The 20,910-nt window shown below is 68.0% G+C and carries 25 protein-coding genes and 1 pseudogene; 16 read left to right on the top strand and 10 right to left on the bottom strand.

The annotated features are described in order from the left end of the window. Positions 1-72: 72 nt before the first annotated feature. From B7K23_RS08965 to B7K23_RS08980, 4 genes are read right to left on the bottom strand one after another with little or no spacing between them, the layout of a single operon-like run. Positions 73-840, bottom strand: a complete 768-nt coding sequence (locus B7K23_RS08965; RefSeq protein ID WP_084125985.1) for a DUF6602 domain-containing protein — start codon at positions 838-840, stop codon at positions 73-75. Then, on the bottom strand, positions 837-1,322 hold the full coding sequence (locus B7K23_RS16145) for a Mov34/MPN/PAD-1 family protein (protein ID WP_084125986.1): 486 nt from the start codon (positions 1,320-1,322) through the stop codon (positions 837-839). Before B7K23_RS16145 ends, B7K23_RS08965 begins: the two co-directional genes overlap by 4 nt. Then, positions 1,309-2,736 (bottom strand): ThiF family adenylyltransferase, encoded by a 1,428-nt coding sequence (locus B7K23_RS08975; RefSeq protein WP_084125987.1) that lies wholly within the window; start codon positions 2,734-2,736, stop codon positions 1,309-1,311. The genes B7K23_RS16145 and B7K23_RS08975 overlap by 14 nt, the downstream gene beginning before the upstream one ends. Then, positions 2,733-3,743, bottom strand: a complete 1,011-nt coding sequence (locus B7K23_RS08980; RefSeq protein WP_084125988.1) for a nucleotidyltransferase — start codon at positions 3,741-3,743, stop codon at positions 2,733-2,735. Before B7K23_RS08980 ends, B7K23_RS08975 begins: the two co-directional genes overlap by 4 nt. A gap of 277 nt (positions 3,744-4,020) precedes the next feature. Between B7K23_RS08980 and B7K23_RS08985 the strand changes: the two genes are divergently transcribed. From B7K23_RS08985 to B7K23_RS09000, 5 genes and pseudogenes are all read left to right on the top strand, one after another. After that, complete coding sequence (locus B7K23_RS08985; RefSeq protein WP_143338173.1) at positions 4,021-4,629, top strand: hypothetical protein; 609 nt, start codon at positions 4,021-4,023, stop codon at positions 4,627-4,629. After that, positions 4,629-5,123: pseudogene (locus B7K23_RS16150) on the top strand (glycosyltransferase); the annotation flags it as partial. The gene B7K23_RS08985 and the pseudogene B7K23_RS16150, both read left to right, overlap by 1 nt. A 42-nt stretch (positions 5,124-5,165) precedes the next feature. Continuing rightward, on the top strand, positions 5,166-5,735 hold the full coding sequence (locus tag B7K23_RS15960; RefSeq protein WP_234996449.1) for a glycosyltransferase: 570 nt from the start codon (positions 5,166-5,168) through the stop codon (positions 5,733-5,735). Between the two features lie 458 nt (positions 5,736-6,193). After that, a complete protein-coding gene (locus tag B7K23_RS08995; protein WP_234996450.1) occupies positions 6,194-6,610 on the top strand; it encodes a hypothetical protein in 417 nt (138 codons plus the stop codon). A 155-nt stretch (positions 6,611-6,765) separates the two neighbouring features. After that, complete coding sequence (locus B7K23_RS09000; RefSeq protein ID WP_084125992.1) at positions 6,766-7,662, top strand: glycoside hydrolase family 43 protein; 897 nt, start codon at positions 6,766-6,768, stop codon at positions 7,660-7,662. 32 nt (positions 7,663-7,694) lie between these two features. On the opposite strand, the gene B7K23_RS09005 is transcribed toward B7K23_RS09000, so the two are convergent. Both B7K23_RS09005 and B7K23_RS09010 read right to left on the bottom strand, forming a co-directional pair. Continuing rightward, positions 7,695-8,936 carry a TIGR03862 family flavoprotein gene (locus B7K23_RS09005; protein WP_084125993.1) on the bottom strand — a complete coding sequence of 414 codons (1,242 nt, stop codon included), beginning with the start codon at positions 8,934-8,936 and terminating at the stop codon, positions 7,695-7,697. 134 nt (positions 8,937-9,070) lie between these two features. After that, positions 9,071-9,493 (bottom strand): thiol-disulfide oxidoreductase DCC family protein, encoded by a 423-nt coding sequence (locus B7K23_RS09010; RefSeq protein ID WP_084125994.1) that lies wholly within the window; start codon positions 9,491-9,493, stop codon positions 9,071-9,073. Between the two features lie 133 nt (positions 9,494-9,626). Between B7K23_RS09010 and B7K23_RS09015 the strand changes: the two genes are divergently transcribed. Both B7K23_RS09015 and B7K23_RS15730 read left to right on the top strand, forming a co-directional pair. After that, entirely contained in the window at positions 9,627-10,205 is a 579-nt protein-coding gene (locus B7K23_RS09015; protein ID WP_084125995.1) for an RNA polymerase sigma factor, read from the top strand. A 10-nt stretch (positions 10,206-10,215) separates the two neighbouring features. Continuing rightward, positions 10,216-11,286: a hypothetical protein gene (locus B7K23_RS15730; RefSeq protein ID WP_084125996.1), complete on the top strand. Its 1,071-nt coding sequence runs from the start codon at positions 10,216-10,218 to the stop codon at positions 11,284-11,286. Between the two features lie 6 nt (positions 11,287-11,292). Here B7K23_RS15730 and B7K23_RS09025 read toward each other — a convergent pair whose 3' ends face one another. After that, on the bottom strand, positions 11,293-11,826 hold the full coding sequence (locus tag B7K23_RS09025; protein WP_084125997.1) for a flavodoxin domain-containing protein: 534 nt from the start codon (positions 11,824-11,826) through the stop codon (positions 11,293-11,295). Positions 11,827-11,927: 101 nt separating this feature from the next. Continuing rightward, entirely contained in the window at positions 11,928-12,968 is a 1,041-nt protein-coding gene (gene add, locus B7K23_RS09030; RefSeq protein ID WP_084125998.1) for an adenosine deaminase, read from the bottom strand. 301 nt (positions 12,969-13,269) lie between these two features. Here add and B7K23_RS09035 point away from each other — a divergent pair, with 301 nt between their 5' ends. The 4 genes from B7K23_RS09035 (at position 13,270) to B7K23_RS15495 (ending at position 15,003) form a co-directional block, all read left to right on the top strand. After that, on the top strand, positions 13,270-13,635 hold the full coding sequence (locus B7K23_RS09035; RefSeq protein WP_084125999.1) for a hypothetical protein: 366 nt from the start codon (positions 13,270-13,272) through the stop codon (positions 13,633-13,635). A gap of 65 nt (positions 13,636-13,700) precedes the next feature. Then, positions 13,701-14,246: an ATP/GTP-binding protein gene (locus B7K23_RS09040; protein ID WP_084126000.1), complete on the top strand. Its 546-nt coding sequence runs from the start codon at positions 13,701-13,703 to the stop codon at positions 14,244-14,246. Next, positions 14,243-14,626 carry a roadblock/LC7 domain-containing protein gene (locus B7K23_RS09045; RefSeq protein ID WP_084126001.1) on the top strand — a complete coding sequence of 128 codons (384 nt, stop codon included), beginning with the start codon at positions 14,243-14,245 and terminating at the stop codon, positions 14,624-14,626. Before B7K23_RS09040 ends, B7K23_RS09045 begins: the two co-directional genes overlap by 4 nt. Further along, positions 14,623-15,003, top strand: a complete 381-nt coding sequence (locus tag B7K23_RS15495; protein ID WP_159451370.1) for a roadblock/LC7 domain-containing protein — start codon at positions 14,623-14,625, stop codon at positions 15,001-15,003. The genes B7K23_RS09045 and B7K23_RS15495 overlap by 4 nt, the downstream gene beginning before the upstream one ends. Positions 15,004-15,037: 34 nt before the next feature. Here the strand turns inward: B7K23_RS15495 and B7K23_RS09055 are convergent, their stop codons facing one another. Further along, on the bottom strand, positions 15,038-15,757 hold the full coding sequence (locus B7K23_RS09055) for an IclR family transcriptional regulator (protein ID WP_084126003.1): 720 nt from the start codon (positions 15,755-15,757) through the stop codon (positions 15,038-15,040). Positions 15,758-15,815: 58 nt separating this feature from the next. Here B7K23_RS09055 and leuC point away from each other — a divergent pair, with 58 nt between their 5' ends. Both leuC and leuD read left to right on the top strand, forming a co-directional pair. Further along, the gene (leuC, locus tag B7K23_RS09060; protein WP_084126004.1) at positions 15,816-17,240 is read left to right on the top strand and encodes a 3-isopropylmalate dehydratase large subunit; all 1,425 of its coding nucleotides are present in this window, start codon (positions 15,816-15,818) and stop codon (positions 17,238-17,240) included. Between the two features lie 12 nt (positions 17,241-17,252). Next, the gene (leuD, locus tag B7K23_RS09065; RefSeq protein WP_084126005.1) at positions 17,253-17,891 is read left to right on the top strand and encodes a 3-isopropylmalate dehydratase small subunit; all 639 of its coding nucleotides are present in this window, start codon (positions 17,253-17,255) and stop codon (positions 17,889-17,891) included. Between the two features lie 14 nt (positions 17,892-17,905). Here the strand turns inward: leuD and B7K23_RS09070 are convergent, their stop codons facing one another. Next, positions 17,906-18,589 (bottom strand): CPBP family intramembrane glutamic endopeptidase, encoded by a 684-nt coding sequence (locus B7K23_RS09070; RefSeq protein WP_159451371.1) that lies wholly within the window; start codon positions 18,587-18,589, stop codon positions 17,906-17,908. Between the two features lie 211 nt (positions 18,590-18,800). On the opposite strand from B7K23_RS09070, the gene B7K23_RS09075 reads away from it, so the two are divergent. From B7K23_RS09075 to B7K23_RS09085, 3 genes are read left to right on the top strand one after another with little or no spacing between them, the layout of a single operon-like run. Further along, positions 18,801-19,400, top strand: coding sequence for a TetR/AcrR family transcriptional regulator (locus B7K23_RS09075; RefSeq protein WP_143338177.1), 600 nt, complete (start codon positions 18,801-18,803; stop codon positions 19,398-19,400). A 5-nt stretch (positions 19,401-19,405) separates the two neighbouring features. Further along, positions 19,406-20,239, top strand: coding sequence for a CPBP family intramembrane glutamic endopeptidase (locus tag B7K23_RS09080; protein WP_143338216.1), 834 nt, complete (start codon positions 19,406-19,408; stop codon positions 20,237-20,239). Continuing rightward, a complete protein-coding gene (locus B7K23_RS09085) occupies positions 20,236-20,907 on the top strand; it encodes a hypothetical protein (protein WP_084126008.1) in 672 nt (223 codons plus the stop codon). Before B7K23_RS09080 ends, B7K23_RS09085 begins: the two co-directional genes overlap by 4 nt. The last annotated feature ends 3 nt before the right edge of the window (positions 20,908-20,910 follow it).

A 20,910-nucleotide genomic window follows, 5' to 3' on the forward strand; every position in this document is an offset into this window, starting at 1 on the left:
TCGGAGGCCCCGCGGCCCCGACTTCAGGAACTGGTGCCTGGGCGCGCCGGAGGATCGGCCGGTATCGACAGGCTACTCAGGCTGGTGCCCGAATAGGGTTGCCTCGTATTTCGTCATCTCGACGGCGGGAACGGTGCCGATCGCCTGGAGTTGCTGAAACAGTCGGATGCAGAAGTGGATGAGGGCGTCTTCCCCCTCGCGTGTTTGCAGTTGGAACTGCACGTCGTCGTCCACGATCTTTGGCGTGTAGTCGAACGCGACCTGGTTGAGGCAGATGCCGATATTCAGGAATTTGCTGTCGCCATGTCCCGGTTGGGTCTCAATCAACTTGTCGATCGGATTGGCCAGATCCTTTCGTGTGGTGAGAATGCCTCCGACGATTGGCTTCACGCTGATCTGCTCCGGCTTGTAGACGCCGCCCTTGTGGGCAATCGACTGCGAGGTGCGGTCCAGCGCGCGCACGCTGGCGACTTTCTTTCGTGCGTATTCGAGGTACTCGGTGCTGAACTCTGGCTTGACCTCAAACGCGGCGTAGACACTCTCGACGGGGACGAAGCGGGTTCCGCTGGCGGCACCGAACCACTGCGGCGAGTAGTGGGTGTCGTAGACGGCGACATCGATCTGTTCGCTCATGTTGCCGTGATGGTCGACGGCGAAGATGGGGCCCACCGCATACCGGGTAGGGAGGAACTCTCGAATCAGTCCCACCCAGTCCGCTTCGCTTTGATCGCCGCGTTCGGTGGGATGCGACGTGACGTCGCGGATCGCGAGGAACGAGGCGCGTAACGCGATGGCCTTGTTCCGGAACGCGGCGGCAATATCAAACGACCAATCGCTCACGGCTCGGTCCTTTCTATCCTTGCGTGGTCTATCGCAGCCTGCCGGGGCCACCGTGGCCGGCCGACGAGTCCGTGGGCTTGGGCTACGCCGCCACGATCGAGTGCGACAACTACGAGCGCCGTACGCTCGCGCGTCTGCTTCACAATGGCGTTTAATTCCCGACGGTCTGTGGAACTCGGTGGCAGGGGAGCGGGGTGGCTGTGCCACTCGCCGATGTATCCGGAGTTCGCATCGGTTTGGGTCCGTCGGTACTCCTCAAGTTTCGCTTGCGCGATCGAGTGCCGTCGTGAGTAGTGGAACCGCCCGACGTCATGATCTTGGACGGGCAGGAGCGCCCGTACGATTGCGACGTTCGGAGGCTCCCACCACCCGACCAAGATCCCACCAGATTCGTTGGGTGCTGCGGTCCTGGCCAGGTCCTCGGCATCAGCGAGGGCCTCCCCATCGATGCGTATGGCTGCTTCGCCCCTATCGGTAGTCACGTATGGTCCCGGCGTTCGAGACCGGCAGGCCGGTCAGCAGTCCGACGGCGTGTCGCGCGGCGAGTGCTGCTGCCTCGTAGACCGCGAAGGCAGGCGTTTGCGACACGGGGTCTCCGCACCCGGCTTCGAACCGAAGACTTTCGCGGTCCGGCAGTGAGCCGAACTGTGTTGCCTTGAGTGGCTCGCCTTGGAGCGGCGGAGCAACGTCGACGCGCACCACGTCGCCCTCTTCTTGGAGACATACAGACAACAAGTGGTGTCCACCCGACTTGGCCGCAGCGATAAGCGCCGGCGTCACGTCACCCGACGCTGAGGCATCGATGACAAGATCATGCTCGGCGAACATGGTTGCGAGTTCTTTCAGTTCAGGCATGCCCGTCGGTACGCTGCTGACGTCGGTCACGTTAAAGGGGCGCGATTCGAGGGCCTTCTTGACGGCCTCGGTCTTGGGGAGTCCCTCCGAGGCGGCGTCTGCGAGGTGACGGATGAGATTTCCCGGTCGCACAATGTCTGGGTCGTAGACAGTGATGCGACCTACTCCCGAGCGCGCTAGAAGGTCGCAGAGGAACGATCCGATCGCCCCCACACCGACGACAGCGACACGTGCGTCAGCAAGAGTCTGCGCGTGAACGCCGGCACGAAGCGTGAGGGTCGAATGAGTCTCGCCAGCACTCGTCAGTGCCGACAAGGCAACAGCGCCGTCTTGATTCTTGCGGATCGCGAACACGACCGCCGCACCGACACCGTCTCGCGCGTACCTGACAACCAGCCGAGTGAGGCGGCCCTTCTCGACAGAGCTTTCGACGAGTGCAGCGTCTTCCTCGGGGACTGAGGCCTTCAGGTCCTCCCAGTTCAGCGGCGGCACCTCAGGAGCGCCGATGTCGATGATGTAGCCGAATGTCCGGTCCTTGGCTGCGCTCTTCTTCTTCGGGAGTGTGTGAGCGCCCTTGATCCGCACGACATCGCCCTGTGTCCGAAACTGAACGACGCTTCCGAGCCTGTCGAGGTCACCGTAGACAATGAGCGGTGCATCAACCTGAGGGAAGTACCTCTCCAAGTCGAGGTCCGGAAAGTCCTGTTGCCAGCCCGCTTTGGACTCGTAGATCCAGCGCTCGACGAGGGCGAGGAAGTCGTCCACGTCCAGCCACGGGAGGTTCTGTCGGTCGTCAGCGGAGTAGAGGCACATCGCTCCGCTGAGTTCGCGATGCCACGAGCGGGGGAAGTCTGATGGTGGCCATGCAGCAGGCGGTGCGAATGGGAACGAGTCCGTGACGAGGATCTCCACGCGGACTGCGTCAGCTCCCTCACCTACGGTTCCAGTCAGCGTGCGCTCGTCGGCCCGGAAGCCCTTCTGCTCCATGCTCTCGATGAACTCGAAGGTGGTGGCTGCGATCGCCTCGTCCCAGCTGGTCATCCGAAGCGGCGGTCCCCTGCCGGAACGCTCGGAGATCCGGGGGTGATGATCGCCGAGGCGGCCGCACTCTTGGTGCCGTCCTCCGTATATCCGTCGGGCATCGGGAATACGACGTCACCGTCTCCGTTCACGCCGAGCAGTTCGCGGAAGGCCACGGCTGCCTTGCCTGAATCTTCCTCGTTGTACGCCTCGCGCGCCAAGGCTGCCGCCGACGCGAAGTTGTCGCGGGCTGTCTCCCACTGGTTGTCGGTAGCTCGGAACTCCAGTGAGTGTCCAGGCATCGTGTGGTCAGGTAGTCCCTTGCCCCAGTTCACCTTGTCGTCTAGATATGCGGCGATTGCCTCAAGCGCCGTGACGTAGGAGAGGGTCAGTGAGCTCTTGCTCACCTTGCCGTTGCTGCATGCGTCATACAGCGCGAGCTCGGCGAACAGCCCGCCTGGGTGCTTGCCGATGATGGTGCGCCGTGTCTGGCGAATCAGCTTCACGAGGGGCACGTAGTCGTCGGCGAACGCGTCGTTCATTGCCGTCTTGAGTTCGGTCTGTCGCTCGGGGTTGGTGGTCTGCCAGCCGCCTTCACGGGTCGGAATCTCCCAGTGGCCGTCGGTCCTCCTACGAGCCGGGACTGCGTCGACGTGGAGGCCGTCGTACTCCGGAAAGTCGACAGTGATAGATCGAGCCTGGCGACGTGTGCGCTTCTTGCCATTGGCGTCGGTGCCGAACTCGGCGTCGAGCACAGTGAAGAACCTGTCGAGGACAGTGTCGCCCGCCACGTCGTCGCCGATGTCCTCCATGCGGCAGAAGACATCCACGTCGGTCACGCGACGGATTGAGACGTCACGCTTGTAGGAGCCGATGAGAACGGGGTCGATGCCCCATTCCTTCAACTCGTCCGCGCCCGTGAGCGCTGCGCGAAGCTCCTTGTGCGCTTCCGGTGCGTTCTTCTTGTCGTCAGCCGAAGGCTCGATTGATACCAGTGCCGCGCTGAACTGACTGCTGAGGATTGCCATCGTGCGTCCCCCTCCGGGACTCGCGGGTTCATTGGGAACTACAGCTTTGTAACGAGGTTACCCCGCACCACTGACAGCGTTGAGAAGGTTTCGGCGCATGAGAACGTGACGGTCGGACTGCGTTGTCGATCCGCAGGCTGGGCGAATGAAAAGAAAACTAGCCAGCTCAGCCCCTGGTGCTGTAGAGAGAAACAAAGTGCCAAGCGACTGCGCAGTGAGAACTTTGTCCTGTGCTGGTAGAACAGGCTCGAATCTGTCAGGCTCGATGAGAAATACCGTGGCACATGATGATTTGGGGGAGGCAGTGTTCTTTCGGAAGAGATTCACTTCTGCCGGAAGCCGAGATACAGGAGCTGATGTTGCGGAACTTCACCTTCGTGAGTTTGGCGTTCTCCGTGAAGAGATCCTGTTTCGTATGCGGGTTATGGAGACCTCAGGCGCGGCTGCGATTTCTTCTACCTTGACGCTCTCGGCGATTGCTCTGACTGACTCCGCCACGCTCGCGCCAATCATCCTCGTCGCGCCCTTCTTGGGGACATTCTTCATGCTCGTGTACACGTCGCAGGCGCGGGCGGTGCGAACGCTCGGTAGCTACATTCGCGACGTACTTGCGCCCGCACTCGATTCGATTGGTGGTGGAGAGCAGCGGGTGCTCGGCTGGGAACAGTACCTTGCTGGTGCGCAACGCTGGCACACCGTCAAGAGGCTGGACGAGCCCACTGGTCTCGCGATCGTGCTTGCCCAAGTCCTCTCGATCGTTGTTGGCTTCCAGAACCGAGCAGATGAGCCTATGAATACCGCGATCTGGTGGTTTGGCGTGGTCGCGACCTGTCTGTCGCTCTACTGGTGGGTGCAACTGTCCCGCTCGTCACGACGGGCGTCGTGATGCACGTCCTTCACGTTCTCCCTCACTACGGGTCGAAGGCTGCCGGAGGCGCAGAGCGCATCGTCGAGACGTTGCAGCGGACCGCCCATAGATGCGGAGACACGCTTGAGATTGCCACGCTCTCTCCACTAGACGGTCGCTTGAATGGAGCCCAGGCCGAACGGGTCGGCCGGTACCCCCAGTCGTTGTGGCCGAAGCGTCCGCCGATTCCGATTGCCGTACCCACAGGCGAATGGGACGTCGTGCATGCGCATACCCCGTACCCGAGTATCGCCTGGTGGGGAGTGGCGATTGCGGGTCGCTCGGGTACGCCCCTGGTGATTACGCATCACAACGACTACTTCGCGCGACACCGAGTTGCTCAGCGTTTTGCTACCAGAGTCGCGCGCGGGGCTTTGAACCGTGCCAACATCGTCTATGCCCATTCGAACGCGATGGTCGCATCGTCACGAGACCTAGATCGTGGCACTGCGCGAGTGGAAGTGATTCCTGCCCCGATCGAGTGCACATCCTGTGGGCTCGAGGGTCGAGCAGACGTGGACCGGGACCCTTTCACGATTCTCTTCGTCGGTCGGTTGGTCTGGTACAAGGGTGTGCACTTGTTGGTGGAGGCACTTCGGAAGGTCGAGAGGTTCCGCCTCCTGGTTGCGGGGACCGGACCGTTTCGTGAGGAACTGGAGCGTCAAGCACGCGACAGCGGAGTCGAGGATCGGGTGGACTTCCTGGGCAGGGTTTCTGATCAGGAGCTGTGCCAGTTGTATGCAAGCGCGGGCGTGCTTGCTCTTCCCGCGCTTACCGAGCGAGAGACTCTAGGGATGGTCCAGCTCGAAGCGATGGCCCACGGTGCATACGTCCTCGCGTCAGATCTACCCGGCGTCACCACGCCGGTCGAGACGTGTGGCGGAGGAGCGGTGGTACCGCGGGCCAGCGCGGAAGAGTGGACGGCAGCCCTTCGACGGCTTGCCCTGGAAATCGAACTCGGTGTGATCGATGCGCGTCGAACTGAAGCTCGGCTGGAGGTGCTTCGACGCCACGACCCCGGGGCGGTGTACGGGCGGTTCCGCGCATCGTGGCGGCGCGTTGCGGGCCTTGCGAGAGAGCGCTAGGCGCAGGCCTGGCTACCGTGCCAGATGGTCGTACCGTGGGAAATGACCCCTCTGGCCGTGGGAAACGCTCTGGGAAGCCCTCGATCGTCCCTCGTACCAGGGTTTTCCGTACTACCCACGACTGAAAGCTCCTTGCCGAAAGGCAAGGAGCTTTTGTCGTTTCCAGGGACGATTCCCGGTTGACTCGACTTTCCCCGTCTATCCCGGCACGCAGTGCCGTGGTCGTCTACGGTGAGACGAAGAGTGGGGTGGAAGAGGCCCGCGACCGAGGGGATGGGGCGCATCAACGTGTGCCTGAACTCGGACCCCTCGAGGCCCGCCACCTCGTTCAGACGACTGGGGGTGGAACTGTGAAGGTGCCGGAGCGTCGCGGGCGCGGGGAGCCGTTGACGGGTCGAGTCGGTGTTGCGGTGGCTGCCGTCGCTATGGCATCGACGCTGGCGGGCTGCTCCCCAACGGTGACCCGCTCCATCGATCTCGACCCGGACAACGTCGCTGAGGTCGAGTTGTACTTCTACGACGTCTCGTCCACCCTCCCGGACGAGATTACCCGCACCACGATTGTGACGCCCGGGCTCATCGCCGAACTCGTCGACACCTTCACCGAGATCCCGGGGGCCTCGATTGATGACCCTGAAGAAGAGATCCAGGGCGCGCGGGCCACGGGCATCCGCTTCGTCCTGGACGACTGCTCCACGGTGGACATGACCCAGTACTACATCGACCACGTCGACGGAGTCATCGCATGGCCGGACGGTGAGGTCCTCTACACCGAGTGGGGGCTGCCCTTCGAGGACTACTACGTGGACTCCGGCGACAAGGTGACGGTAGACACAACTGAGCGCCCCGTGTCGCCGCTCGAGACCTCCGACTAGAGACGGTGCGGCGGGCGCACTGTGGGGAGATCGGCCCGCAGGGCGGCGGAACAGCGGCTCCGCGCACGAGTGCGCCAGCGACGAGTGTCTCCGACCGACGTCACGCAGAGGCTGCGGTAGACATGCAGGAGACGCACCACTGAAGGACGGCCCTCATGACCACCCACAGCCTCGCTGAGATCCAGATTCGCGACCCCTACCTCGTCACCGTGCCGGAGAGGGGCGAGTACCTCCTGTTCGGCAGCACCGACAAGGACGTCTGGAATCCGCCCGCGACCGGGTTCGACTGCTACCGCAGCAGCGACCTGGAGCGATGGGAGGGGCCGATCGAAGCCTTCCGCCCGCCCCGGGGCTTCTGGAGCGACAGGGACTACTGGGCTCCCGAGGTGCACGCGTACCGAGGCCACTACTACATGTTCGCCACGTTCACGTCGGAGTCCGAACGCCGCGGCACCCAGATCCTGGCGGCGGATGCGCCCGAGGGCCCCTACGCGCCGTGGAGCGATGGCCCGGTGACCCCTCGCGACTGGGAGTGCCTCGACGGCACGCTTCACGTGGACGACGCGGGCGATCCGTGGATGGTCTACTGCCACGAGTGGGTCCAGGCGATCGACGGAGAGATGATCGCGCAACGGCTGAGCGCCGACCTCAAGTCCACGGTGGGCGAGCCCATGCTGCTGTTCAGGGCATCCGAGCCGGAGTGGTCACGGCCGATGGCTCACCCGCAGCTCGACGGAGAGGACAGGGCGTACGTCACCGATGGCCCCTTCCTGCATCGGCTGGCCTCGGGCGCGCTGATCATGCTGTGGTCGAGCTACGGCGAGCAGGGGTACGCGATGGGGATCGCGCACTCGACGAGCGGAACCGTGGAGGGGCCGTGGGTCCAGGAGGACGAGCCGATCTGGGCGGCCGATGGCGGCCACGGCATGATCGCGCGCACGCTCGACGGCGACCTGCTGCTGACCCTGCACCAGCCGAACGACACCCCGCACGAGCGGGCCGTGCTTCGCCGACTGCGCGAGACCGACACGTCCGTCGTCCTCGCCGACTGACAGGCACGAGGGACGCGTCCTCACTCGGGGCGCTACGGCGCGGCGTCGCTCCCGAGCCACGCCAGCGCGCCGTCAGCGGCCCAGGCGCCCATGCTGAACGAGGCCTGCAGCAGATAGCCTCCCGTCGGCGCCTCCCAGTCGAGCATCTCGCCGGCCACGAAGGTGCCCGGCATGCGGCGCAGCATGAGGTGCTCGTCCACCTCGGACCATGCGATGCCTCCCGCGGTGGAGATGGCGCGGTCGATCGGCATGGTGTCCGTGATCGTGACCGGCACCGCCTTGATGAGCGCCGCCATCTCGGTGGCCTCTGTCGGCAGTGCTCCGCCGTCCGCCTCACGCAGCAGCCCGATCGATGTGGGGTCGAGCCCGACCGCGCGGCGCAGCCACGTCGATGCCGAGTCCTTGGGCCGTCGACGCTCGAGGCGCCGCCTGAGCTGGTCCGCATCGAGGTCGGGCCGGAGATCCACCTCCAGGACGCAAGGAGCGCCCTCGGACGCGGCAGCGTCGAGCGCGGCGCGGACGGCGGCGCCGCTCGCATACACGGGCCCGCCCTCGATGCCCGTGCGCGTGAGCATGGCGTCGCCGCGCTGAGGCGCCGCGCCGCTGCCGCGCACCGAGAGCGACACGTTCTTGAGCGGCGCCCCCGCGAAGCGCTCGACGAAGACGTCCGACCACGCGACGCGCAGGCCGACGTTCGCGGGCCTGAGCTCCGTCACCCCCACGCCGCGCTCTCGGAAAGGTCCCACCCACGCGCCGTCCGCACCGAGGTGGGGCCACGAGGCCCCGCCCAGCGCGAACACCGTGACGTCGGTCTCGACCGCCCTGGTGTTGCCGGTGGCATCGGCGATCAGCACCCTGCCCTCCGGATCCCATTCGCACCATTGGGAGCGTCGCTCGAGGCGCACGCCCAGCTCGCCTAGGCGCGAGAGCCACGCGCGGAACAGTGGAGTCGCGCGGAACGCCTGCGGGAAGACCCGTCCGCTGGATCCCACGAAGGTGGGCTCGCCCAGCTCGGCGCACCAGGCACGCAGATCGTCGGGGCCGAACCGCTCGAGCATCGGCGCGATCCTGTCCGCTGAGCTGCCGTAGCGGGTGAGGAACGGCGCGCGGGGCTCGGAGTGCGTGATGTTCAGCCCGCCGTGCCCCGCAAGCAGGAACCGTCGGCCGGGCGAGGGCTTGCGCTCGTGCACGGTGACATCGACGCCCGCTCTCGCGAGCGTCTCGGCGGCGAAGAGGCCGGCGGGGCCGCCGCCGATGACGGTCGCGGTGCTCATGGGCGCCGCCGGGCAGCCGTCATCGCGCAGGTGGGCATGGGGCCAACGTAGTCCACGCGTAGATAGTGGGCTGGTTCACGGAGCGGGGCGGTTCTCGGAGCCGCGCTCGCGCCGGTTCATCGCGCGCGCCGCCGTCACAGATCTGCCGGCGCGGCCAGCCGCGACCTCCACAGTGCAACGAGATCAGCAGGCGGGACCCCGCACGCGGCGTCGCCGTCGATGCGCGGCCTGCGCACGGCCACCGCGTCGTAGACGCGATTGCGGAGTCCACGGGGAACCAGGCGCCCCGCGCCGAGCGCGCGCCAAGGCCAGGGGAGCGCTCCAAGGATGGCGAGGACCGCATCGGACCTGAGCAGCACCTCGCCGTCAGCCCACAGCAGGAGAGTCGACTTGGAGATGTCGGTGGGCAGTCCGGCTCGAGCGACGATGGCCGCCCCGACGTCGCTTCCGCTTCCCGTGATGAGGTGCCGGCCCTCGGGATCGTGACGCAGCAGCCATGCGACGAAGCCGTTGCACAGCCCGCAGTCGCCGTCGAAGACCACGATGCGGGAGCCCATGCCGCTGCAACGGTGGCAGCCTCAGTGGGATTCCCCACGGCGTGCGCAGCGGGCCAGATCACGCGCCCGCTGAGAGGTAGGGTCTGGCCAGGCCAATGGGTCGATGCAGGACAGCGACAGGTGAGGGGGCGGTGTGGCGCTGGGGACGGGTTTCGACTCGGTGCTCGAGGCCGCGCGGACCGGTGCCGCATGGGCATGGGAGAACCTCTACCGTGACCTCGCGGGGCCCGTGGGTGGGTACCTGCGAAGCAGGGGTGCCCCGGATCCCGAGGACGTCCTTTCCGAGACCTTCCTTTCGGTCGCTCAGGACATCCACCGCTTCGAGGGCGACGAGGCCGACTTCCGCGCATGGGTCTTCACGATCGCGCACCGGCGCATGCAGGACGCCTTCCGCAAGCAGGGCCGACGGGTGCCCACCTTCGACGGCGAGGCCGCGCTCGAGCACGCCGAGTCCGGCTGGCTCGGCAACGTCGAGGAGGAGGCGATGGGCCGCCTGTCGGTGGACCAGGTGGAGAGCCTCACCGCGGGCCTCTCCGTGGCGCAGCGAGACGTGCTCATGCTGCGCGTCATCGGCGACCTCTCCGTCGCGGAGACCGCCCGCGTGTTGGATCGCTCCGAGGGTGCGGTCAAGGCGATGCAGAGCCGCGCGCTCAAGACGCTGCGACAGAATCTTTCCGACGGTGCGTCACCTTTCGGCGCCGGCCAGCGATAACAAGGACGCCATGACGAATCACCCCGCTCGTGACGACGAGTTCGATTCCGCGCTCAAGGGCCTCGACCCCGAGGGCGCGGACATGGCCGTCCTCTCGGAGGCGTTCGACGCGTTGCGTCGGACCTACGTCTCCGAGCCGGACGCAGTGCACACGGCCGCCTTCGCAGGCAGGCTTGCCGCCGCGGTCGCCGTCGCCCCCCTTGGCGGCGACCCGGTCGGCGTGCACCCCCGCAGACGCGTGCGCCTCCAGCGCCGCGCCGCCGCGGCCATCGCTGTGGCCGCCGCCGTGGCCCTGTCGTTCGGAGGCGTCGCCGCCGCGAACGAGGCCGCGCCTGGCGACGCGCTGTACGGGCTGGACCGTGCGCTCGAGCGTCTCGGCATCAACGCGGGCGGCGCCGAGGAGCGCCTCCTCGAGGTGCGAGCGCTCGTCGCCGACGATCAGATCGCCGAGGCGCTCGACCTGTCCGTCGAGGCAGTCGAGGAGATGGACGACCTCGACCAGGAGCAGGCGGACGAGCTCGCCGGCCTGCTCAGCGCTGCGGAGTCGGTGATGAGCGACAGCTCCGAGACCTCGGCGGAGCGACGCGCTCAAGTGTCAGCGATGCTCACCTTCATGGCCGAGACCGACCTCACCGGACGCGAGTTCGGACGGGCTGTCTCCGAGCGTGCGCGCGGGATCGTCAGCGACGACGACGCCGAAGCGGCGGAGGACCCGAGCACGACGGACGAGTCCACGACAGGCAGCGCCACGACGGACGATGCTCCCGGCAACTCGGGAGACGCGCCCGGACAGACCAAGGACTCCGGCGACGCCGCGACGGCCAAGGACAAGGGCGCGAGCGCGGACGATGCGGTCGACGAGGAAGAGGCCGACGGAGACGAGGCGACGAGTTCTGACGAGTCCGCGGAGAGCGGCTCAGGCAACGGCAACGGCAACGGCAACGCGAATGCGGGAGGCGCGAGCGAGTCGCACTCGAACGCCGGTGGGAACTCGGACACCGCGAAGCAGTCGCAGTCGAAGGCGGGTGGCAAAGCCGCCGACTCCGACGATGGCGACGCCGAGGAGCCCGAGACGGACTGACGTCGGTCAGGCCGCGGCGGCCGCGAGTGAGGTCGCGAGCTGCTGACCCCAGGCGCGAGCCTTGGCCAACTCACCGTCCTTGAGCAGGTCGGCCTCGTCGGGGCCGGCGTTGCGGAAGTCCACCCGGAAGCCCTTCGGCTGCGCCAGCAGGGTGCATCCCTTGGCCGACTCGGCGCGGATGATGGCCGTCGCGGCGCCTCGGCCCAAGGGGCCGCGCACGCGGGTGTCGAAGGCCGTCGCGGGGATGTCGAGCTGGGGCAGACCCTCGAGCCAGGTCCTCATCAGCGGCTCGTCGACGCGCGGCGCGGCGTGCGACTCGTCGGCCTTCTTGCCCGCGGCCGACAGCAGCGACTGCGAGGTCGGCAGGCTCATCCCGTGAACTGGAGCTCCCGCGATCAGGGCGCGGATCGACGTCGCGTCCGCCGGGTCGGTGTCGGCCGTCGACACCGCGACGGCCTCGTCTCCGATGCCCTCAGCGATGGCGCGGGCGATGGCGGCCGTGTTGCCCCACAGCGACTCGTACACCACCCAGATAGCCATGTCTCAAGGGTGACCGGTCGCCTTCGGTGGCGCGTCGGACGAAGGTCCCGAAACGGGGCATGCCGGTCCGCAACAGGGGCGATGGCCCGGCCGCGGAGCTGTCAGCTCGCGCTCAACGCGGTGTCGAGCGCGAGGATCTCCGCGCCGAACTGCGCGCGCAGCGAGGCCTTGGTGTCCTCGTCGCAGAACGCCCCGTCGATCCCGGCGAGCGCGATGCGCTTCGCGTCGTCGACCCCGAGGCCCATGAGAGGCAGCGCCTCCCTGAACTCGCGCGCGACCGAGGTGCGGAAGAACACCGCGTCGTCGGAGGAGAAGCTCACGGACAGCCCCGCGTCGATCATCCTTCGGATGCGATGCTCGGGATCGATCGTCCAGCCGGAGCAGATGGTCGTGGACCACGGCGTCGTGGCGAAGTGCATGCCCGCCTCGCGGGCGCGCTCGGTGAGCTCGGGGTCGTCGACGATCCGGTAGCCGTGATCGATCCGGTCCACCCGGAGGTCCTCGAGCGCGACCCGCACATTCTCGGGGGTATCGACGGGCCGCTCGCCGACGTGTGCGGTCGTCTTGAGGCCTGCGCTTCGTGCGAGCCCGTAGGCCTCCGCGAAGCGAGCGGGGTCCTCGGTGAGCTCGGGGGTGAGGTCGTCCATGCCGATCCCCACCACCTCGGCGATCGGGTCGGCGATCACCCGTTCGACGAGTTCGAGAGCCGAGGCGGGGGAGTCCTGGCGGTTGATCGCGACGACGAGGCGGAAGCGGGCTCCGAGGTCGCGCTCCGCGGCGCGCAGGCCGTCGATCACCGGATCGAGGAGGTCGCGGTAGCCGAGTCCCTTCGGTGCGAAGTACTGCGGGTTGACGTAGTACTCGCGGTAGCGCAGCGACCCTTCGGCGACGTCCGCGCGCACCCCGTCGTACGCGACTTGGGCGAGGTCGTCGGCCGACCGCAGGACGTCCGTCGCGGCGCGGAAGGCGACCAGGAAGTCCGCGAGGTCGTCGTAGTCGAAGAGCCGGTCCGGATCGGTGGTCGGCAACTCGACGCCGTAGCGCTCGGCGAGCTGGATCAGCCGTCCGGCGGACATGGTCGAGACGAAGTGGCAGTGCAGCTCGGTCTTGGGCAGGAGCCTCAGGTAGTCGTCGACACGCATGAGGCCAGTGAATAGCACCGATGTTTCGTTCGTGATTCTCGGTCAGCGACGATACCGCCCCCGGTATGTCTCGGTTGGTCCCTTCCCGATTTCGATATTGGTGACATGTCATCCAAGTCTGGTGTCGACACGGGTGATCATCTGCTTATCATCGCCTGGCATCTAGTGACGCGACGGCTCGGTTGCTGAGGGAAAGACGAGCCGTGAACCTGGGCGTGCCATCTGTGCCTGCCCGGACGCGCCGGTCCCTCGTGTACGTACCAACAGGGGCCTGCGGGCCCGGGAGAGGGAGAGAATCACCATGGCTACCCCGAATGAGGCCGTCCAGGCCGCGATGACCATCGACGGCGCGAAGGCCGCCGCGCTCGTCGATCTCGAGACCGGGATGACGCTCGCGACCGCGGGCTCGGGCATCGATCTCGAGGTTGCGGGCGCCGGCAACACGGAGGTCGTGCGCGCGAAGCTACGCGTCATGGACTCCACCGGCATCGAGGGCCCGATCGAGGACATCATGATCGTGCTCAAGGATCAGTTCCACATCATCCACCCGCTCACCGCGGCGACGGGTCAGGGTCTGTTCCTCTATCTCGCGCTGGTCAAGGACAAGGCGAACCTCGCCATGGCGCGCCGCCAGCTTGCGAACATCGAGAAGTCCATCCAGATCTGACCGCGATCGCGGGGCGGCATCCTCGCCGCCCCGCATTCTCGGGTCGAGCCCGGGGAGGGAGCCACATGTCGAGCGAGGTGACGAAGATCGTCATCGCTGGGCCCTTCGGGGCGGGCAAGACGACGCTCGTGAAGACGCTGAGCGCGGATGCGGTCGGCGCCGAGCGGGGCGTCTCCGACGCGACGTCGGCGCTTAAGAGCCGCACCACGGTCGCGATGGACCACGGCACCGTCCGTCTTCGCGACGAGCAGGTCATCACGCTCTTCGGGATGCCGGGCCAGGAGCGGTTCAGCTTCATGTGGCCGACCCTGTCGAAGGGCATGCGCGCGTACGCGCTGCTCGTCGACGCGAGCCGGCTGCAGGCGCAGGCGCAGCTCAAGTCGATCCTGCGGCAGTTCCAGGCGTTCGCGCCGCACGTGCCGTTCCTGGTCGCCGCGAACCGCTGGGACCCGGCGGCCCTGTCCGCTGAGGAGCTCGGGCGCTTCCTCGGCGTGGACCCGGGCCTCATCGTGGCGTGCGACCCCCGCGAGAAGGCACAGGGGTTGGATCTCCTTGGCGCCCTCATGAGCCAGGTCGACCTCGCCGAGGCGCTGCGGACGGCGCGCGCATGATCGTCCCCAAGCATGGGCTGCTGTGCGCGGCCCGCCTGCGCCGGCAGGTCCCCGGCGTGACGCGCGTGATCATCGCGAGGACGGACGGGATCGCGCTGTACGACGACGTCCCGCTCGAGCAGCGCGACGGAGGCGCGGCGCTGACCGCCGCTGTGCTCGGCCTTGGCGAGACCGCATCGTCCTCGCTCGACCTGGGGACGCTGCAGTTCGGCATCACCATGAGCGCAGAGCGCTGCCTCGTCGTGTATCCGATCGATGGCTCGCATCTGCTCGCGATCATCGCGGAGGTGAACGTGGACCTTGGCGCGCTCGGCGCCGCGGGCCACCACGAGGTGGAGACCCTGCGATCGCTGTCGGGCGTCTCGATGGCTTCCCTGTGATCTCACGCGGCGAGTGTGCGGCGGTCGCCGAGGAGCTCCGCGGGGCGCCAGGGGTGCGCCGCGTGCTCTTCTGTCGGCACGACGGCGTCCCCCACCACGACGATGCGGCGCTCGAGCAGCGCGCGGCGGGCGCGGCCCTCGTGTCTGGCCTCGTGGGAGCCGCGACGGTCGTGGCTCAGCAGTTCGCGGTCGGTGAGACGCAGGGCGTGATCGTCTATGGCGCGGACGCGCAGCTGATCGCGCGTGCTATTGACGCCGACCTGATCATGGTCGTCGTCGCGGACGTGGGCGGACCTGGGCAGGAGATCTACCGCCGGGTGCGCGCGGTCGCCCGTCGGATGGGTGCAGCAGCGGCGCACCAGGGTTCGCACGGCTGACCGTGAGCGGGCCGCGTGTGTGCGGCGCGGAGTCTCAGCCTGCGGTGCGGCGCAGGACCTCGCTGAGCTGCTGTGCCGCCTCGACGACCGCGGTGGAGTGCATCGTCCCGGGGTGGGCAGTCATGCGCTCGGCAGGGCCGGAGATCGACACCGCGGCGATCACGGTGCCGGCGGTTCCCCACACGGGCGCGGACACGGAGCTGACGCCTGGCTCGCGCTCGCCGGAGGACTCGGCGTAGCCGCGCTCGCGGACCACGGAGAGGTCGCGCGCGGTGTAGCGGGCCGAGGCGAGCGTGCGGTGGATCCGCTCGGTCTCCTCCCACGCGGTGAGCACCTGCGCAGCGGATCCGGCGGACATCGTCATCGTCGTCCCGACAGGGATCGAGTCGCGCAGGCCCATCGCGCGGTCGGCAGAGGCGATGCAGATGCGCTGATCGCCGTGCGGGCGGTACAGCTGCGAGGACTCGCCGGTGCGGTCCCGCAGGACGGTCAGGACGGGCTGCGCGGCGGACACGAGCCGGTCCTCGCCGACGGCCGCGGCGAGCTGCGCGAAGCGCGGACCCAGGATGAACGCCCCGGTCGTGTCACGGCCCACGAGGCGGTGGTGCTCGAGCGCGAGCAGCAGCCGGTGTGCGGTGGGACGCGCGAGGTGCGTCGTGGTGACGATCTGTCCGAGGGTGGCGGGGCCCTCCTCCAAGGCGGCCAGCAGAGCCGCTGCCTTGTCAATCACGCCGACGCCGCTATGATTGTCCATAGAGCGATACTAGCGTCTCAAAATATGAGATGTCTAGGCTGAGATCGAGGAGGAGAGCATGGGTACCACCCTCGCCGAGAAGCTGTGGGCCGACCACCTGGTCAAGAAGGGTGAGGACGGCGCGCCCGACCTCATCTACATCGACCTTCACATGTGTCACGAGGTCACGAGCCCCCAGGCGTTCGAGGGCCTGCGCCTCGCTGGCCGCCCCGTGCGTCGTCCCGAGCTCACGATCGCGACCGAGGACCACAACACCCCGACGCTCGACATCGACCTCCCGATCGCGGACGAGACCAGCCGCAAGCAGGTCGACAAGCTGCGCGAGAACGTCAACGAGTTCGGCGTCCGCATCCACTCGCTCGGCGACGCCGACCAGGGCATCGTCCACGTCGTCGGTCCCCAGCTCGGCCTGACCATGCCCGGCATGACGGTCGTGTGCGGCGACTCGCACACCTCGACCCACGGCGCCTTCGGCTCGCTGGCCTTCGGCATCGGCACCTCCGAGGTCGAGCACGTGCTCGCGACCCAGACCCTGCCGCTCAAGCCGTTCAAGACCATGGCGATCAACGTCGACGGCGAGCTGCCCAAGGGCGCGACCGCGAAGGACATCATCCTCGCGATCATCGCGAAGATCGGTACCGGAGGCGGCGCGGGCTACGTGCTCGAGTACCGCGGAGAGGCCATCCGCAACCTCTCGATGGAGGGCCGGATGACCATCTGCAACATGTCGATCGAGGCCGGTGCCCGCGCGGGCATGATCGCGCCGGACGAGACCACCTTCGAGTACGTCAAGGGCCGCCCGCATGCTCCCGAGGGCGCCGACTGGGACGCCGCGGTCGAGTACTGGAAGACGCTCAAGACGGACGACGACGCGGTGTTCGACACAGAGGTCAACCTCAATGCCGCCGACCTCGAGCCCTTCGTCACCTGGGGCACGAACCCCGGTCAGGGCCTGCCGCTGTCGGCGAACGTGCCGGACCCCGAGGACTTCGCCGAGGAGTCGGACCGCGAGGCCGCGGTCAACGCGCTCGAGTACATGGGCCTCACTCCCGGCACCCCGCTGCGCGACATCGAGATCGACACTGTCTTCCTCGGCTCGTGCACCAACGGCCGCATCGAGGACCTGCGCGCCGCCGCCGCGATCCTGCAGGGCCGCAAGAAGGCGGACAACATCCGCCTGCTCGTGGTCCCCGGCTCGGCGCGCGTGCGCCTCCAGGCCGAGCGCGAGGGCCTGGACAAGGTGTTCCTCGACTTCGGCGGCGAGTGGCGCAACGCGGGCTGCTCGATGTGCCTGGGCATGAACCCCGACCAGCTCAAGCCGCAGGAGCGCTCGGCGTCGACCTCGAACCGCAACTTCGAGGGACGTCAGGGCAAGGGCGGTCGCACCCACCTCGTGTCCCCGCTCGTCGCCGCCGCCACGGCGGTGCGCGGAACCCTGTCCAGCCCCGACGACCTCGCCGACGCGCCCTCGGCGCTCGCGTAAAGGAGACGAGCCATGGAGAAGTTCACCACCCACACCGGCGTCGGCGTCCCGCTGCGTCGCTCCAACGTCGACACCGACCAGATCATCCCCGCGGTGTACCTCAAGCGCATCACGCGCACGGGCTTCGAGGACGCGCTGTTCGCCGCGTGGCGCGGCGACCCCGAGTTCATTCTCAACCAGCCCGAGTACTCGTCCGGCTCGGTCCTCGTGGCCGGCCCCGACTTCGGCACGGGCTCGTCGCGCGAGCACGCCGTGTGGGCGCTCAAGGACTACGGCTTCAAGGTGGTCCTCGCGCCGCGCTTCGCCGACATCTTCCGCGGCAACTCGGGCAAGCAGGGCCTGGTCGCCGGCATCGTCAGCCAGGAGAACATCGAGCTGCTGTGGAAGCTGCTCGAGACCGAGCCGGGCAAGGAGATCACCGTCTCCCTCGAGGACCGCACCGTCACGTGCGGCGAGCTCACCGTGCCGTTCGAGATCGACGACTACGTCCGCTGGCGCCTCATGGAGGGCCTGGACGACATCGGCCTGACGCTGCGCGACGAGGAGGCCATCACGGCCTTCGAGCAGACGCGCGACTCGTGGCGCCCCAAGACGCTTCCCGCGAAGACCCTCCCCAAGGAGGAGATCGTCGCGGCGCGTCCCGTCGACTGACCCGCGTGCTCAGCTCAGGCTCGGTCGCCCTCGGACACGGGGGCGACCGAGCCTGTCTGCTTCGGCGCGACCTTGCGCCACAGCGCCAGGATCGCGACGACGCCGACGATGTTGACGAGCGCGAGCGCGAACGAGGCGTCCGAGCCCTCGGCCGGGTCCGTCGTGAGGAACGACGTGAACACGCTCAGGTCCCACAGCAGGTGCACGGCGATGGGCAGGATCAATCCGCCGGAGACGCGCCTGGCGGTGTACAGCACGATGCCCAGCAGGAACGAGAAGACGATCTGGACGGGGCCCGCAAGAAAGTGCGCGAGACCGAAGACCGCCGAGCTCACGAGCATCACCGTCAGCTCTCCCCAGCGCGCACGCAGGAAGTGCACGAGCACGCCGCGGAACATCAGCTCCTCTCCGAACGCGATGAAGAGGGTGCCGAGCGCGAGAGCCGCGAAGGCCGAGAGGCCCGCCTCGGAGATCCTGCCGTAGTCCGCGAGGGCGATCGCGACGACGACGATCGCGAGGCTCGGCGCCCACAGCCAGCGCCGCGCCGGAACGTCGTCCACGAAGACTGGACGCCACCAGCGCAGTGCCCAGATCGCGAGCAGCACGATCGCCGTGCCGAACGCGTGGACCTGCGCCAGGTGGAGGCCCGCATGGGTGTCGGGGAAGAGTCGTTCGGACTCGCTTCCGAGCACGAACACGCTGAAGAAGGACGGTCCGAGCAGGAACGCGACGATCAGGCCGATCAGTCCCGCCCATCCGAGCCTGCGCTCGCCCGTGCGGGCGCTCGTCGAGTCGTCAACCGTGCGACCTCCCTTGGTCGGAACGTGTCTGTGAACGAACGTAGCAACATCGGCGCCCTCGCGGAAAGAGGGCCTGGAGCGGTGGCAATGCGGAGAATAGGATGCGGAAATGGACTCTGAGGGAGCCATCAAGCGCCGACGTCGGGGCGATGTGCTCGAGGACGCGATCCTCGACGCGGCCTGGGATGTGCTGAGCGAGGGCGGCCACGGGGCCTTCACCCTCGACGCGGTCGCGCGCCGCGCCCACACGAGCCGCACCGTGCTCGCGCGCCGCTGGGACGACCGCGCCGCGCTCATGAAGGCCGCGCTGTGGAAGCGCGGCCGCGAGGAGGACGAGGGCGCGCTCGACACGGGCTCACTGCGCAACGACGTCCTCGTGCTGCTCGGCAACGCGTCTCTGCGTCCCGACCGCTACGAGGCGCTCCTGTACGCCTCGGCCTCGGGGGACGCTCTCGCCGACGGCGCCGAGCGCGCGCGCCTGCGCGAGATCTTCCTCTCCGACTCCGTGACGCGCATGGAGGACGTCTGGTTCCGCGCGGTCGAGCGCGGCGAGGCTCCCGAGGGTGGGATCGACCCGTGGCTGCTCGCACTGCCCTTCGACCTGTTCAGCGCCGAGGTGCTCATGACGCGGCAGGCCCCCGGCGCGCTGCGGCTCGCGTGGATCGTCGACGAGGTCTTCATGCCGCTTGTCCGCGCGAGGATGACGTGAGCGCCGTGGCAACGGGGCAGACGCGCGCACCCGCCGACGCATGGTCGATCCGCGCCGCGCGGCTCGCGGCCGCCGCGCTCGTGTCCGGCTCCGCAGTCCTGCTGTTCGCCGTCCACGTGCGCCCGCTCGGCTACGTGCCGCTCGTCGTGGGCGTGCTGCTCGGGCTCGTGGTCGACCGCGCCCTCGGCAAGGACCTCGCCCTGATCGCCGCGGGGCAGGCGATCATCTCCACGATCTCCCTCAAGGCCGATCTCTCGGACGCCGGCATCGTGCGTTTCGCGGTCGTGCTGTCGCTTGCCGTCCTCGTGCCGTGGGCGGTCTCGCGCTGGGTCTACAGGGACGATGCGGTGCACTTCCCGGTGCGCACCGGACGACGCTGGACCCCCGCCATGTGGGCATACCTCGGAGCTGTCGTGGTGATCGGCTACCTCCTCCTTCCCTGGTACTTCCTCGGCTCGGGCGCGTACCTCAACTGGCCGCCCCTGGACGGCGGGCAGGACATCGCGCGGCTCTTCTTCGGCGTCAACGCTGTGGGCCTGTGGGACGAGCTGTTCTTCATCTGCGTCGTGTTCGGGCTGCTGAGCCGGCACTTCTCCGTCCCCGTGGCGAACGTGCTCCAGGCCATCGTCTTCGTCTCCTTCCTGTGGGAGCTCGGCTACCGCGAATGGGGGCCGCTGCTGACCATCCCCTTCGCGCTCGTCCAGGGGTGGCTGTTCTCCAAGGTCCGCTCGCTGTCCTACGTGGTCGCGGTCCACCTGCTGTTCGACGCGGTGGTGTTCGCGGTGCTCGTGCACGGCCACCACCCGGACCTGTTCGACATCTTCGTGACGGCGCCATGACGGACCCCACGATTCCTGCCGCGACGCTCGACCTCGCGGGCGCGCTCGCCGCGAAGGCCATCGAGGAGGCCGACTCCTCCGCGGGCACCCGCATCCTCGGCATCGCAGGCGGGCCCGGCTCCGGGAAGTCGACGCTCGCGGCGGCGCTCGCGGCGGCGATCGGCCAGCGTCGACCCGATCTCGCGCCCGCCGTCGTCCCGATGGATGGCTTCCACCTCGCGCAGGCCGAGCTCGTCGCGCGCGGGCTGGCGGGCCGCAAGGGCTCGCCCGAGACCTTCGATCCCGACGCGCTAGCGATCCTCCTCGACGCCCTGCGAGGCGAGCGCGAGGCACCCGTGCCGGTACCGGACTACGACCGCGCCCTCCACGAGCCCGTGGAGGGGAGGCTGTCCATCCCCGTCGACTGCCGCATCGTCCTCGTGGAGGGGAACTGGCTCGCGCTGGACACGCTCGCGTGGCGGCGCGTGCGCGACCGGATCGACGCGCTGTGGTTCCTGGACGTGCCGTGGGAGGTGTGCCGCGAGCGGCTCATCGCGAGGCGCGTCGCGACGGGGCGCGAGCCTGGCCCCGCGCGTGTCTGGGTCGACACGGTGGACGCCGAGAACTTCTGGCTCGCGCACGACTCGTCGCGCGCGGCGGATCTGAGGCTCACGCCGGGGAGCTGCTGAGGG

The sequence above is a fragment of the Demequina sp. NBRC 110054 genome (assembly GCF_002090115.1).
Taxonomy (GTDB): domain Bacteria; phylum Actinomycetota; class Actinomycetes; order Actinomycetales; family Demequinaceae; genus Demequina.